8 protein-coding genes are annotated in these 13,358 nt (G+C 72.9%); 2 read left to right on the top strand and 6 right to left on the bottom strand.

Annotation, left to right across the window (positions count from 1 at the left end; translation table 11 throughout):
• Nucleotides 1–51: 51 nt before the first annotated feature.
• The gene (fxsT, locus tag ACIQUR_RS12345) at nt 52–3,045 is read left to right on the top strand and encodes an FxSxx-COOH system tetratricopeptide repeat protein (RefSeq protein WP_403662396.1); all 2,994 of its coding nucleotides are present in this window, start codon (nt 52–54) and stop codon (nt 3,043–3,045) included.
• 79 nt (nt 3,046–3,124) lie between these two features.
• Here fxsT and ACIQUR_RS12340 read toward each other — a convergent pair whose 3' ends face one another.
• The 5 genes from ACIQUR_RS12340 to surE form a co-directional block, all read right to left on the bottom strand.
• Nucleotides 3,125–7,009, bottom strand: coding sequence for a multifunctional oxoglutarate decarboxylase/oxoglutarate dehydrogenase thiamine pyrophosphate-binding subunit/dihydrolipoyllysine-residue succinyltransferase subunit (locus tag ACIQUR_RS12340; protein ID WP_403662394.1), 3,885 nt, complete (start codon nt 7,007–7,009; stop codon nt 3,125–3,127).
• Nucleotides 7,010–7,269: 260 nt separating this feature from the next.
• The gene (locus ACIQUR_RS12335) at nt 7,270–8,334 is read right to left on the bottom strand and encodes an ATP-binding protein (RefSeq protein ID WP_403662391.1); all 1,065 of its coding nucleotides are present in this window, start codon (nt 8,332–8,334) and stop codon (nt 7,270–7,272) included.
• Complete coding sequence (locus ACIQUR_RS12330) at nt 8,331–9,068, bottom strand: response regulator transcription factor (RefSeq protein WP_403662388.1); 738 nt, start codon at nt 9,066–9,068, stop codon at nt 8,331–8,333. The genes ACIQUR_RS12335 and ACIQUR_RS12330 overlap by 4 nt, the downstream gene beginning before the upstream one ends.
• Nucleotides 9,069–9,144: 76 nt before the next feature.
• Entirely contained in the window at nt 9,145–9,813 is a 669-nt protein-coding gene (locus ACIQUR_RS12325) for a spermidine synthase (RefSeq protein ID WP_403662385.1), read from the bottom strand.
• A gap of 234 nt (nt 9,814–10,047) precedes the next feature.
• Nucleotides 10,048–11,112, bottom strand: coding sequence for a 5'/3'-nucleotidase SurE (gene surE, locus ACIQUR_RS12320; protein WP_403662382.1), 1,065 nt, complete (start codon nt 11,110–11,112; stop codon nt 10,048–10,050).
• A gap of 504 nt (nt 11,113–11,616) precedes the next feature.
• Between surE and ACIQUR_RS12315 the strand changes: the two genes are divergently transcribed.
• Entirely contained in the window at nt 11,617–12,330 is a 714-nt protein-coding gene (locus tag ACIQUR_RS12315; protein ID WP_403662379.1) for a TetR/AcrR family transcriptional regulator, read from the top strand.
• 414 nt (nt 12,331–12,744) lie between these two features.
• Here ACIQUR_RS12315 and ACIQUR_RS12310 read toward each other — a convergent pair whose 3' ends face one another.
• Nucleotides 12,745–13,203, bottom strand: coding sequence for a hypothetical protein (locus ACIQUR_RS12310; RefSeq protein ID WP_403662376.1), 459 nt, complete (start codon nt 13,201–13,203; stop codon nt 12,745–12,747).
• Nucleotides 13,204–13,358: the final 155 nt, after the last annotated feature.

The raw sequence follows: 13,358 nt of genomic DNA, 5'->3' as shown, positions 1-13,358 counted from the left end.
GGCCCCTCCCCCGCACCACCGTCCGGGGGAACCCCACTTGGAGACGGTCGCATGACTGGTAGTCGGCAGGACCGCGAAGGCGCACCCCAGCACTTCGTCATCAGCTTCGCGGGCTTCAACCGCCCCTGGGCCGCGTGGATCGCCCACCGGCTGGAGGAACACGGCCACCGCGCGACCCTCCAGCGCTGGGACCCGCAGCGCAGCCCCGGACTCACCGAGGCCCTCGAAGACCTCGCCCGCGCCAGCGGCCGCGTCCTGATCGTGCTCAGCGAGCGCTACTTCTCCGTCGGCACCCACACCGTCGAGGAGTGGAACGCCGCCCTGCGCACCGTCACCGGCAACCACCCCGACCGCTTCGCCGCCGTCAGCCTCACCGACGCCCAGCTCCCCGCCGCCACCGCGGCCCTCGAACACGTCGAACTCTGGGGCATCGACGCCTACGAGGCCGAGTACCGCGTCCTGCGCCGCCTCGACCTGCCGACCGACCGCATCGGCACCGAGTCCGGCCGCCGCGGCCCCCGCTTCCCCAACGACCCGCCCGAGGTCTGGGGCCGCGTCCCGCGCCGCAACCCCCGCTTCACCGGCCGCAACGACGTCATCGGCAACCTCCGCAACGCCCTCGTCCAGGCCCCGTCCGGCGCCGCCGCCGTCACCCTCCTCGGCCTCTCCGGCGTCGGCAAGACCCAGGTCGCCACCGAGTACGCCTACCGCTTCGCCTCCGAGTACGACATCGTCTGGTGGGTCCCCGCCGAGGACCGCCCCACCCTCCGCGAACGCCTCGCCGACCTCGCCCCCGCCCTCGACCTGCCGCTCGGCACCGGCAGCTACGGCGAGCAGATCCGCGCCACCCTCGAAGCACTCCGCCGCGGCAGCCCGTACGGCCGCTGGCTCATCGTCTTCGACGGCTGCGACAACCCCGACGACCTCACCGACCTGCTGCCCAGCGGCCCCGGCCACGTCATCATCACCTCGCGCAACCGCGACTGGGCCGCCCGGCACACCAGCCTCGTCGAGGTCCCCCTCTACGCCCGGCCCGAGTCCATCACCTTCATCCGCCGCCGCGCCCAGCGCCTCAGCCCGGACGAGGCCGACCAGCTCGCCGAGGCCCTGGAGGACTACCCCCTCGCCCTCGACCAGACCGCCGGCTGGCTCGCCGCCTCACCGCTCACCGTCGGGGACTACCTCACCCTCCTCCAGCGGCGCCTGGACTCGCCCGAGGCCGTCACCCTCTCCGAGGACTACCCGCTGCCGTTCCCCACGGCGCTGGCCATACTCCTCAACAACGTCCGCGAGAACTACCCGGACGCCCTCGCCCTGCTCCGGCTCTTCGTCTTCTTCGCCCCCGGCCCGGTGCCCCTGCGCCTGCTGCGCGAGTTCACCGCCGACGACGTCCCCGAAGAGCTCTCCGGCCTCATCAACGACCAGATCCGCTGGAACGCCGCCCTCAACAAGCTCGTGCAGTTCTCCGTGGTCCGCCTCGAATACTCCGACCTCGCCGTCGACGAGGGCGGCGGCGGCCTGGAGAGCGTCCAGCTGCACCGCATGGTCCACACGATCGTCCGCGAGAACCTCGGCGAGGAGGAGTCCGTACCCCTCTCCCGCGCCGTGCGCCAGGTGCTGGCCGCCGCCGACCCCGGCCGGCCCTCCGACTCCCGCCGCTGGCCCCGGTACGCCGAACTCATCCCGCACCTCGAACCCTCCGGCGTCATCAGCAGCACCAACCCGCGGATCCAGACCTTCTTCCTGCACTGCCTGCGCTACCTGCTCCTCGCCGGCGAGTACCGCACCTGCCTGCGCCTGTCCGAACTCGCCGACGGCGTCTGGCGGGCGATGCTCGGCGACGAACACGACCAGGTCCGCGAACTCAGCTACCACTACGGCGGCGCCCTGCGCATGCTCGGCCACGTCAAGCGGGCCGAGGCCCTCAGCCGCGCCCGCGTCGAGCACCTCACCGCCGAACGCGGCGACCGCGACCTGGAGACCCTGCGCGCCCTCAGCTCCCACGGTGCCGTGATGCTGCGCATGGCCCGGTACGAGAAGGCCCGCGAACTCTTCGCCGGCATCCTCGACACCTACCGCGAACTCCTCGGCGAGGACGACTCCACCACCCTCAACGAACAGAGCAACCTGGCCTCCGCCCTGCGCCTCCTGGGCCGCTACCAGGAGGCCTACGACCTCGACCTCGACACCCTGCGCCGCCGCGAACGCGTCCTGAAGCCACGGCACATCGCCACCCTCAGCTCCGGCATCGCCTGCGCCATGAACCTGCGCCTCACCGGGCGCTACCGCGAGGCCCTCAGCCGCCTGGAACAGGGACTGCGCCTCAACGTCCAGGTCCTCGGCTCCAACCACCCCCAGACCCTGCGCGCCGAGCACAACCTCGGCCTGTGCCTGCGCCGTTCCGGCGACATCGCCGGGGCCGGGGCCCGCCTCAGGAGCGTCCTCGAACGCTCCACCCGGGTGTTCGGCTCCGACTACCCGTGGACCCTGATGGTCGCCTCCGACTACGCCACCTACCTGCGCGAGTACGGGGACGTCGAGGAGGCCCGGCGGATCTCCGAGGACGTCGTACGCGGCTACCAGAGCCAACTCGGCCTCGCCCACCCGTTCAGCATCGGCACCGTCGGCAACCTCGGACTCGTGCTGCGCGCCCAGGGCGAGCGCGAAGAGGCCCTCAGCCTCAGCGAACAGGCCCTCGTCGGCATGCGGGGCGCCCTCGGCGAACGCCACCCGTGGACCCTGGGCTGCGCCATCAACGCCGCCGGCTGCCGCAACATCACCGGCCGCCTGGAGGACGCCCTCGACCTCAGCCGCGACACCCTGCGCACCGCCGAATCCGTACTCGGCAGCGAACACCCCATGGTGCTCAGCGCCCAGATCGCCCTCGCCGCCGACCTGCGCCTGCTCGGCCGCATGGAGGAGGCCGGCAAGCACGAGGACGACGCGCTGCGGATGCTGACGCGGACGCTGGGCACCCAGCACGTCCACACCGTCTCCGCCCGCCAGCGGGTGCGTCCGTACTGGGACTTCGAACCGCAGCCGTAGGCCGGCCCCCCTCCGGCCCGGTCCGGAAACGCCGGAAGGCCCGGCCCCCTCGGGGGACCGGGCCTTCCGCACGTACTGCCTAGGCCTCGAAGACCTCGGCGACCAGCTGCGCCTGCTCCGCCTGGTGACGCTTGGCGGAACCGACGGCCGGGGACGAGGAGTGCGGACGCGAGACGCGCCGCAGCCGCTCGCCGGCCGGGATGTCCGCGCCGACCGCCAGGTCGAGGTGGTCGATCAGGTTCAGCGCGATGAACGGCCACGCACCCTGGTTCGCCGGCTCCTCCTGCGCCCAGATGTACTTCTCGGCGTTCGGGTACTTCGCGATCTCGGCCTGGAGCTCCGCACCCGGCAGCGGGTACAGGCGCTCGAGGCGGATGATCGCGGTGTCCGTGACGCCGCGCTTCTGCCGCTCGGCCTCCAGGTCGTAGTAGACCTTGCCGGAGGTGAAGACGACCTTGCGGACCGCGTTCGGGTCCACCGAGGAGTCGCCGATGACCGGACGGAACGAACCCGAGGTGAACTCCTCCGCCTTCGACGCCGCGGCCTTCAGACGCAGCATCGACTTCGGGGTGAAGACGATGAGCGGCTTGTGGTGCGGGTTGTGCACCTGCCAGCGCAGCAGGTGGAAGTAGTTCGACGGCAGGGTCGGCATCGCGACCGTCATGTTGTTCTGCGCGCAGAGCTGGAGGAAGCGCTCCGGGCGGGCGGACGAGTGGTCCGGGCCCTGGCCCTCGTAGCCGTGCGGCAGGAGCAGCGTGACGCCGGAGGTCTGGCCCCACTTCTGCTCGGCCGAGGAGATGAACTCGTCCACGACGGTCTGCGCGCCGTTGACGAAGTCACCGAACTGCGCCTCCCAGAGGACCAGCGCCTCGGGGCGGGCCAGCGAGTAGCCGTACTCGAAGCCCATGGCCGCGTACTCGGAGAGCAGCGAGTCGTAGACGTTGTACCGCGCCTGGTCCTCGGAGAGGTAGAGCAGCGGGGTGTAGTCCTCGCCGGTCTCCCGGTCCACCAGCACCGCGTGGCGCTGGCCGAAGGTGCCGCGGCGGGAGTCCTGGCCGGACAGCCGGACCGGGGTGCCCTCCAGCAGCAGCGAACCGAAGGCCAGCGTCTCGCCCATCGCCCAGTCGATCGTGCCCTCGTCGATCATGGCCGCACGGCGCTGGATCTGCGGCAGCAGACGCGGGTGGACGGTGATCCGGTCCGGGATGTTGACCTGCGACTCCGCGATCCGCTTCACGACCTCCTGGGAGATCGCGGTGGGCACCGCGGTCGGGAACTCCGGCTGGGTGACCGGCAGCGGCGCTGCGACGGCCGGGTTGGCGGCGGCCTCGCGGACCTCCGCGAACACCTTCTCCAGCTGGCCCTGGAAGTCCTGGAGCGCCTGCTCGGCCTCTTCCAGCGTGATGTCGCCGCGACCGATCAGGGACTCGGTGTAGAGCTTGCGCACCGAGCGCTTCTTGTCGATCAGGTCGTACATCAGCGGCTGCGTGAAGGACGGGTTGTCGGCCTCGTTGTGACCGCGGCGGCGGTAGCAGATGAGGTCGATGACGACGTCCTTGTTGAACGCCTGGCGGAACTCGAAGGCGAGCCGCGCGACGCGGACCACGGCCTCCGGGTCGTCGCCGTTGACGTGGAAGATCGGCGCCTCGATCATGCGGGCCACGTCGGTGGCGTACATCGAGGAGCGCGAGGACGTCGGGGCGGCGGTGAAGCCGACCTGGTTGTTGATGACGATGTGGACCGTGCCGCCGGTGCGGTAGCCGCGCAGCTGCGACATGTTCAGCGTCTCGGCGACCACGCCCTGGCCCGCGAACGCGGCGTCGCCGTGCAGGGCGACGGGCAGGACGGTGAAGTCCGTGCCGGCCTTGCCGATGACGTCCTGCTTGGCGCGGACGACACCCTCCAGGACCGGGTCGACGGCCTCCAGGTGGGAGGGGTTGGCGACCAGCGAGACCTTGATCTGCTCGCCGTCGAGGCCCGTGAAGGTGCCCTCGGCGCCCAGGTGGTACTTCACGTCGCCGGAGCCGTGCATCGACTTCGGGTCGAGGTTGCCCTCGAACTCGCGGAAGATCTGCGCGTACGACTTGCCGACGATGTTCGCCAGCACGTTCAGGCGGCCGCGGTGGGCCATGCCGATGGCGACCTCGTCGAGGCGGGCCTCGGCCGCGGAGTCGATGACCGCGTCCAGCAGCGGGATGACGGACTCGCCGCCCTCCAGGGAGAAGCGCTTCTGGCCGACGTACTTCGTCTGCAGGAAGGTCTCGAAGGCCTCGGCGGCGTTCAGGCGGCGCAGGATGCGCAGCTGCTCCTCGCGCTCCGGCTTGGTGTGCGGGCGCTCGATGCGGTCCTGGATCCACTTGCGCTGCTTGGGGTCCTGGATGTGCATGAACTCGACGCCGGTGGTGCGGCAGTACGAGTCGCGCAGCACGCCGAGGATGTCGCGCAGCTTCATCATCGACTTGCCGGCGAAGCCGCCGACCGCGAACTCGCGCTCCAGGTCCCACAGGGTGAGGCCGTGCTCGGTGATGTCCAGGTCGGGGTGCTTGCGCTGCTTGTACTCCAGCGGGTCGGTGTCGGCCATGACGTGGCCGCGGACCCGGTAGGAGTGGATCAGCTCGAAGACGCGGGCGGCCTTCGTGACGTCGTCGTCGTGCGAGGCGTCGATGTCCCGGAGCCAGCGGACCGGCTCGTACGGGATGCGCAGCGACTCGAAGATGCCGTCGTAGAAGCCGTCCTCGCCGAGCAGGAGGTTGGCGACGATGCGGAGGAACTCGCCGGAGGCCGCGCCCTGGATGACCCGGTGGTCGTAGGTCGAGGTCAGGGTCATGACCTTGGAGATGCCCAGCTTGTTCAGGGTGTCCTGGGAGGTGCCCTGGAACTCGGCGGGGTAGTCCATGGAGCCGACGCCCATGATGACCGACTGACCGGGCATCAGGCGGGGCACGGAGTGGACGGTGCCGAGGCCGCCGGGGTTGGTCAGGGAGACCGTCACGCCGGTGAAGTCGTCCATCGTCAGCTTGCCGACGCGGGCGCGGCGGACGATGTCCTCGTAGGCCTGCCAGAACTCGAAGAAGTTCAGGGTCTCGGCCTTCTTGATGCCGGCGACGACGAGCTGGCGGTCGCCGTTCGGCTTCACCAGGTCGATCGCCAGGCCGAAGTTCACGTGCTCCGGCTTGACCAGGGTCGGCTTGCCGTCCTTCTCCTGGAAGGAGTAGTTCATCGACGGCATGGCCTTGATCGCCTGCACCATCGCGTAGCCGATCAGGTGCGTGAAGGAGATCTTCCCGCCCCGGGCGCGCTTGAGGTGGTTGTTGATGACGATCCGGTTGTCGAACAGCAGCTTGACCGGGACGGCGCGGACGGACGTGGCCGTCGGCACCTCCAGGGAGGCGTTCATGTTCTTCGCCACGGCCGCGGCCGGGCCGCGGAGCGTCACCAGTTCGGGGCCTGCGGGGGCCTCGGTGGCGGGCGCGGCCTTCGGGGCGGCGGCGGGAGCAGGGGTGGCCTGGGCAGGCGCGGCCGGTGCGGCGGCCGGGGCCTGAGACGTGACAGTCACAGCGGGAGCACCAGAGGGGGTGGCAGGAGCAGAGGCAGGAGCTGAAACAGAAGCAGGGGCCGGCACGGACGCGGGCTCCTGGGAGGTCACCGTCGTGGTCACGGCGCCGGCCGGCCCCGTGGCGGCGGCGCCGTCCAGGGGCGCGGTGCCGGCCGGTCCGGTGGAGCCGGTGCCCGCAGCGGGGGCGGGTGCAGCCTGCGCGGGAGCGGCCTGTGCGGAGGCGCCCCCACCGGGCTTGTAATCGGCGAAGAAGTCCCACCAGGCACGGTCGACCGAATTCGGGTCCTGGAGGTACTGCTGGTAGATCTCGTCGACGAGCCACTCATTCGCGCCGAAGCCCGAGGCGGGGTTCTTCCCGCCCTCTGGTTCGGACGTGGTGCTCGGGTTACTCGGGGACTGTGGCGACACGGCGGCAACCGCCCTCTTCCGCTTCACAAGGTGGTGGACAGCGGGAATAAAGGCTACGCCTCCCCCGCGGGGTCATGCAGGCCGGGCGGGACTTACGTCGTGCAAGTCACATCGAACGGCGGGTTTCACCGCTGGAAATGGCGGGAAACAAGCCTGGTTTGCGTACGCGCGATCGAGGTTGCGGCCATCTGGCCGCACCCTTGACCTGATCCCCGGCACGATGTGGCCGAGATCATGAGCTTCCCTGTTCGAACCCTACGTCAACCTGCGGCTTTGGGTACTCCCGGAAGGGTGACCCGGATCCGGCATCCGCGCGAGCTCTCGGCCACGCCTATGTCACCACCGTGCAGCCCGACCGCCCAGCGGGCGATCGCCAGACCCAGCCCCGTGCCCCCGTCGCTGCCCGTGGCGCTGCCCCGGTTGAACCTCTCGAAAACCCGGTGCCGCTCGGACTCGGGGATGCCGGGGCCCTCGTCCAGCACCTCCAGCGTCAGGCTGCCGGGCCGCTCGCCGCGCCGGGCCCGGACGGTGACCCGGCCGTGCGGGGGGCTGTGCTTGATCGCGTTGTCGACCAGGTTCGCCACCACCTGGTGCAGCCGCTCGGCGTCCGCGTGCGCGGTCAGCTCGGGCGGGAACACGTCCAGGTGCAGGTGTACGTCGGCCCGCGCGTGGTTCCCGGAGCCCGACGCCAGCGCGCGCCGCCCGGCGGCCAGCCCCGCCTCCTTCAGCACGCCGGACAGGTACGGCCACACCTCGAAGCGGCGGGCCCGCAGCGGGACGACCCCGTTGTCCAGCCGGGACAGGTCCAGCAGGGTCTCGACCAGGCCGCCCAGCCGCTCGGTCTGCTTCAGCGCCGTCCGCATGGTCTCGGGATCGGCCGCGGAGACGCCGTCCACCACGTTCTCCAGCACCGCGCGCAGGGCGGCGATCGGGGTGCGCAGCTCGTGGGAGACGTTCGCGACCAGCTCCTTGCGGTGCCGGTCCACCGCCTCCAGGTCGTCCGCCATGCTGTTGATCGTCACGGCCAGGTCGCCCAGCTCGTCGCGGCGGCCCGCTCCGCTGACCCGGCGGGTGTAGTCGCCGTGGGAGATGGCCCGGGCGACCGTGTTCATCTCGTCCAGGGGCGCGGTGAGGCCGTGCGCCACGAACTGGGTGATCAGCATCGAGGCGATCACCGAGAAGACGGTGATGAACCGCAGCTCGGTCTCGGTGCGCAGGGCCACCATCAGCAGGCCCGTGGTGATGAAGACCGAGACGACCACGAGGGTGCCGAGCTTGGTCTTGATCGAGAAGGGGCGGAGCCCCGCCCCGGGCCGGGGCGTCATGACGCCGGGGTCTCCAGGGCGTAGCCCACGCCGTGCACCGTGCGGATCCGCTCGGCGCCGATCTTCCGGCGCAGGGCCTTGATGTGGCTGTCCACGGTCCGCGTGCCGGAGGCGTCGGCCCAGTCCCACACCTCGGCGAGCAGCTGCTCACGCGAGAGGACCGCGCGTGGGGTGCCGGCCAGGCAGACCAGCAGGTCGAACTCGGTGGGGGTGAGGTGGACGTCCTCGGCGGAGACCCGCACCCGGCGCTGGGCGTGGTCGATCTCCAGGTCGCCCAGGCGGAGCGTGCCGCCTCTCGGCGTGTGGGCGGCCAGCGTGGCCCGCTCGACGCGGCGCAGCAGGACGTGCACCCGGGCGGCCAGCTCGCGCATGGAGAACGGCTTGGTCATGTAGTCGTCGGCGCCGACGCCGAGGCCGACCAGCATGTCGGTCTCGTCGTCGCGCGCCGTGAGCATGAGGACCGGCAGCGGGCGCTGGGCCTGCACGCGGCGGCAGACCTCCAGCCCGTCGAAGCCGGGCAGCATCACGTCGAGGACCAGCAGGTCGGGCTGCCAGCTCTCGGCGGCCGTGACGGCGGCCGGGCCGTCACCGGCCGTCTGCACCTGGAAACCCTCGGCCCGCAGCCGGGCCGCGATCGCGTCGGCGATCGTCTGGTCGTCCTCGACGACCAGGACGCGCCGCTGGGCGCCGGGAGTCGCCGCAACGCCGTTCTGGGTGGTCTGTGTGTGTTCCATCGCCCCGCCCCTGGGAGTTGCCTAGCAATGATCCGGCGTGTTCGGTGAGCAGCGTAGAGGACCCGTCGGCCTGGGGCTATGCGGGGTTGCGTCCGAGATGCACCACGTCCGGGACGCCTCGGGCAACCGGCACCTCTTCCGTCCGTACCTGCTGGAATCCGGCATTCCGCAAGGCTTCCTCGAAGGCGGGGGACGGCTGGGCCGACCACACCGCCAGTACCCCCCCGGGGTTCAGCCGGGCCCGGCAGGCCGCCAGTCCCGCGGGGCCGTAGAGGCTCTGGTTGTCGTCGGTGACCGTCCAGTCCGGCCCGTTGTCGATGTCCAGGCAGAGTGCGTCGTACCGGTCGGCGGAGGTGTGCAGGTGGGCCACCAGGTCCGTGTGCAGGATCACGACACGGGGGTCGGCGAGCGCCCCCGCGGTCAGCTCGGCGAGGGGGCCGGCGCGGTGCCAGTCGATGATCGCGGCCTCCCGCTCGGCGACGGCGATCCGCCCCCAGCGCTCCTGGCCGGCGGCGTGGACCAGGGAGAAGCCGACGCCGAGCCCTCCGATCAGCACCGCGGGGTCGGTCACGGACGGGCCGAGCCCGGTCAGGGCGGCGTCCACCAGCAGGCGCTCCGAGCGGCCGTCGGAGGTGTCCATGAGGAAGCAGCCGTTCGCGATGATCTCGTACCGGCCGTCGTGTCTGCGCAGGACGACCTCCCCGTACGGGCCCTCGCGCCGGTCCAGCGTCACCGCCGTCGTCATGTCTGCTCCTCCGTGTGGGCTGGGTCCTCGTCCGGACCGGCCCGGCGGGCTCCCTCGTCCTCCCGGGCCGGAACCAGGCACACCAGGCACAACGCGGCCCCGCCGCCGGGGGTTCCGGCGGCGGGGCCGCGGGCGCGGGTGGCGGGTGGCGGGGGCGCGTCGTGCGGGTGGTGGGGTGGCGGGTGGCGTCGTGCGGGTGGCGGGGGCACCGGCGCGGTGCGTGCCCCGGCCGGGTCAGGAGCGCGGGGCGTCCCGTTCGACGTACCGCTCCAGGCGCCTCAGTTCCCCGCGGCCCTCGACGGAGGTGCCGTAGGTGCGGTCCCAGGTGAGCGGCGCGACGGTGATGTGGCCGCGCTGCACCCAGGTGGAGTCCGCGTCCCGCCGGGTCTCGGCGCACTCGCCGGTGCCGTCGCACAGCCCGAGCACGATCCGGAAGGCGTCGCCGGCCCCCTGCTGCTCGTACGCGTGGAAGGCGACGGCCCCGTCGCCGACGCGGGTCCACACCGGCGGCCTGGCCCGCTGCCCCTCGCTGACATCGGGGTAGTCGACCTTGACCGCGAACTCGTCCGTGAGCAGCCCCTTCTCCTTCAGTCCCGCCACGAAGCGGGCGCCGAACTCGGCGTGCGCGCGGTAGTTGACCAGGGGGAAGGAGGTGAAGTCCCGGTCGCCGGAGGAGCTGAAGGCCACGGCCGGGACGCCCGCGTCGATGGCGGCCACGGCCGCGCCGACGGTGCCGGAGTCGTTGACCGACGCGCTGACGTTCCAGCCCGAGTTGATGCCCGTCAGGACGAGGTCGGGGCCCTCGGTCCAGCCGGCCTTGGCCGCCAGACCGCCGCGCAGCGCCAGCTTGACGGTGTCGGCGGGGGTGGCGCTCGGGGTGTCCGGCCCGCAGGGCCCGTCGGCGAGGCAGACGCCGTAGACCCTGCCGCCCGAGGGGGCGCCCGAGCAGTCGCCGCGGTAGGCGGCGGGCAGCTCGGTGCGCTGCTGGACGTGGAGGACGCCGCCGTTGGTGACGGCGGTGCCGCGGCCGCTCTGCACCTGCCAGGGCGCCATCACGACCACGTCCGCGCCCGCGGCGCAGATGGCGCGGCGGAGCTCGTAGAGGCCGAGGCCGTCGGAGTTCGAGGCCTTGGCGGCCTGCATGGAGTCGTCGTTCGAGATCAGGATGCGCATGCCGGCGAGGGGGCGGGCGGCTGCGGGGGCGGGAGGGGTGGGGGAGGGCGGGGTCGCGTAGGCGGTGGTGCCGAGTCCGGCGATCAGTGCGGCGGCGGCGGTGAGGGCGGTGGTTCTGGTGGGCATGGGATGGCGGTCCCTTCGGGAGGTGTGGGTGGGGTGGGACGCTGCGGCTGGGCTGGGCTGGGCTGGGGCGGTCAGGGGCGGAGGCCGTGGCCGTGGGGGAAGCCCGGGTCCGCGGTGTCTCCGGCGTCATGCGGGAGGGCAGGTCCTCGACGCGCCGGTCGACGGGGACGTCCCGGTGGGCGGGGGTGGTCATGGGCGTACCTCCTGGGCTGGCGGGGCGGCGGGCGCGGCGGGGGTGAGGGCGCGGCGGGGTGGCGGAGGCGGCGGACGCGGCGGGGGTGGCCCGGGTCCGGAGGGTGCCGGGGTGACCGGGGGTGCCGGGACGGTCTGGGGTGCCGGGGGTGCCGGGGGTGCCGGAGCGGCCGGGCGGATCGACCGGGGCCACAGGCTAAGGGCGAAAACCGAGTAGGTGCTAGGTTTTGGAAAAGTGATCCAAGTCACGCCGTGAATCGGGTGAATAGGTATGGGTGAGGGGCGTTTCCGGCACCGCTTAAGGTGTCGCGCATGGCACAGGACAAGGGGCGGACGCCGCGCACGGCCCGGACGGCGACGCCGGCCGCGAAGGCCCGGCCAGCCGGGGCGGGCGCGGCGGGCGGGGGCCGGGGGACCTACGCGGTGGGCGACGCCCGCCGCCGGAAGATCCTCGACACCGCGGTGGAGCACTTCGCGCGCTACGGGTTCCACGCCTCGTCCCTGGCGCGCATCGCGAGCGACTGCGGGATCACCCAGGGCGGGCTGCTGCACCACTTCCGCGGCAAGGAGGACCTGCTGCTGTCCGTGCTGGAGCTGAGTGAACAGCACGACGTCGAGCGGCTGTTCACGGAACCGCCCGCCTCCGTCGCCGAGCACTTCCTCCGGGTGGTCGAGCTGGCCGGCGACAACACCCGGCGCCCCGGCATCGTCCGGATGTTCAACAACCTCGTGGGGGAGTCGGGCGACCCCGCCCACCCGGCCCACGACTACTTCAGGCAGCGGTACGCGCGGGTGCTCGGCGACACCGTCGAGCTGCTGGAGTCCGGGATCGCGAGCGGTGAGCTGCGCCCCGACACGGACTGCGAGGGCGTCGGCCGCGAGCTGCTCGCGATGATGGACGGCCTCCAGATCCAGTGGATCCTGGATCCGGCCGCCCTCCCCGACATGCCGCAGCGCCTCCGGTCGTACCTCGACCTCCGACTCCGGTCGATCTCCGCGACCGGTACGGGACTCCCCCCGACCTGAGGCGCCGCGCCGCGGCGGTCCGGGGCCGCGGGCGGGGGCCGTGGCGCGGGGTCACGGGTACGGGGCCGACGCGGGAATCCGGGAATCCGGGCAGCGGCCGGGGCCTCACGCGCCGAGCGGGCGGCGTGCGGGCGGCGGGTCCCGCGCCCCGGAAGCCCGTCCCGGCGACCGCCGCCGGGAGACCCCACCCGAGCGGCCCGCCCGGCAACTCCACCCGAGCGGCCCGTCGGGCGACCGCGTCCGGGTGGCCCGCCCCGCCGCAGCGCCCCGGCGCGCGGGCGCCGAGGAGACCGGGTCCGGGTGACCGCTTCGGGCGACCTCCCCCCGGCAGACCCCCGGGGGGCGTCGGGCGGCGTGCGGACGGGACGTGGGGGCGGGGCCGCCGCATGGGGCGCCGGCGCGATGGGGCGGGTGTCAGGAGAACGGGGGGAGGGCCTCGACCACTCGGGTCAGGGACGGCGACAGCGGGTCGGCGGCGCCGATCTCGTACCCGCCGTGCACGATCTGGTACGTGAACCCGTCCCGCACCGGCTGTTCCGGGAACTGGACGCGCTCCTGGCGGGGGAAGTCGGCCGCCGCGAGGGCGGCCCGCAGGCGGGCGAGCGCGGCGGGCGTCATCCGGCCCCCGCCGGTGGCCTTGGCCCTGGCGAGCCGCTGGTAGGACCCGTCCTCCTTCACCAGCACGCTCTCGTGCACGCCCGCGAACCCCCCGGTACGGGTGACGGACACCAGCCGCTCGGCGGCCTCGGCCGGGGAGGCGGACGGCTCACCGGACGGCGACCCGGACGGTGCCGCGGACGACGGCCCGGACGGCGGCCGGGAGGCGTCCGCGGAGGGCGAGCCGCCCGAACCGGCCGACGCGGAAGGGGACATGGCGGCACCCTGGTCCCCGGGCCCGCACCCGCCCACCCCCCCGCCCCCCCCCGCCCCCGCCGGGCCCCCCCCCCCCCCACCCCCAACCCGCCCCCCCCCCCCCCCCCCCCGCCACCCCCCCCCCCCCCACCAGGGAACAAGCCCCCCACCCAGAA

Source organism: Streptomyces sp. NPDC101132 (assembly GCF_044759225.1).
Lineage (GTDB): Bacteria > Actinomycetota > Actinomycetes > Streptomycetales > Streptomycetaceae > Streptomyces.
Note: the sequence above shows the minus strand (reverse complement) of the source record. Positions and strands in the feature narration are given on the sequence as shown.

Coding starts and splice junctions, on each gene's coding strand:
- ACIQUR_RS12315 (WP_403662379.1), top strand. CDS start 11,617: ATGGCACAGGACAAGGGGCGGACGCCGCGCACGGCCCGGACGGCGACG.
- ACIQUR_RS12335 (WP_403662391.1), bottom strand. CDS start 8,334: ATGACGCCCCGGCCCGGGGCGGGGCTCCGCCCCTTCTCGATCAAGACC.
- ACIQUR_RS12310 (WP_403662376.1), bottom strand. CDS start 13,203: ATGTCCCCTTCCGCGTCGGCCGGTTCGGGCGGCTCGCCCTCCGCGGAC.
- fxsT (WP_403662396.1), top strand. CDS start 52: ATGACTGGTAGTCGGCAGGACCGCGAAGGCGCACCCCAGCACTTCGTC.
- ACIQUR_RS12330 (WP_403662388.1), bottom strand. CDS start 9,068: ATGGAACACACACAGACCACCCAGAACGGCGTTGCGGCGACTCCCGGC.
- ACIQUR_RS12325 (WP_403662385.1), bottom strand. CDS start 9,813: ATGACGACGGCGGTGACGCTGGACCGGCGCGAGGGCCCGTACGGGGAG.
- surE (WP_403662382.1), bottom strand. CDS start 11,112: ATGCCCACCAGAACCACCGCCCTCACCGCCGCCGCCGCACTGATCGCC.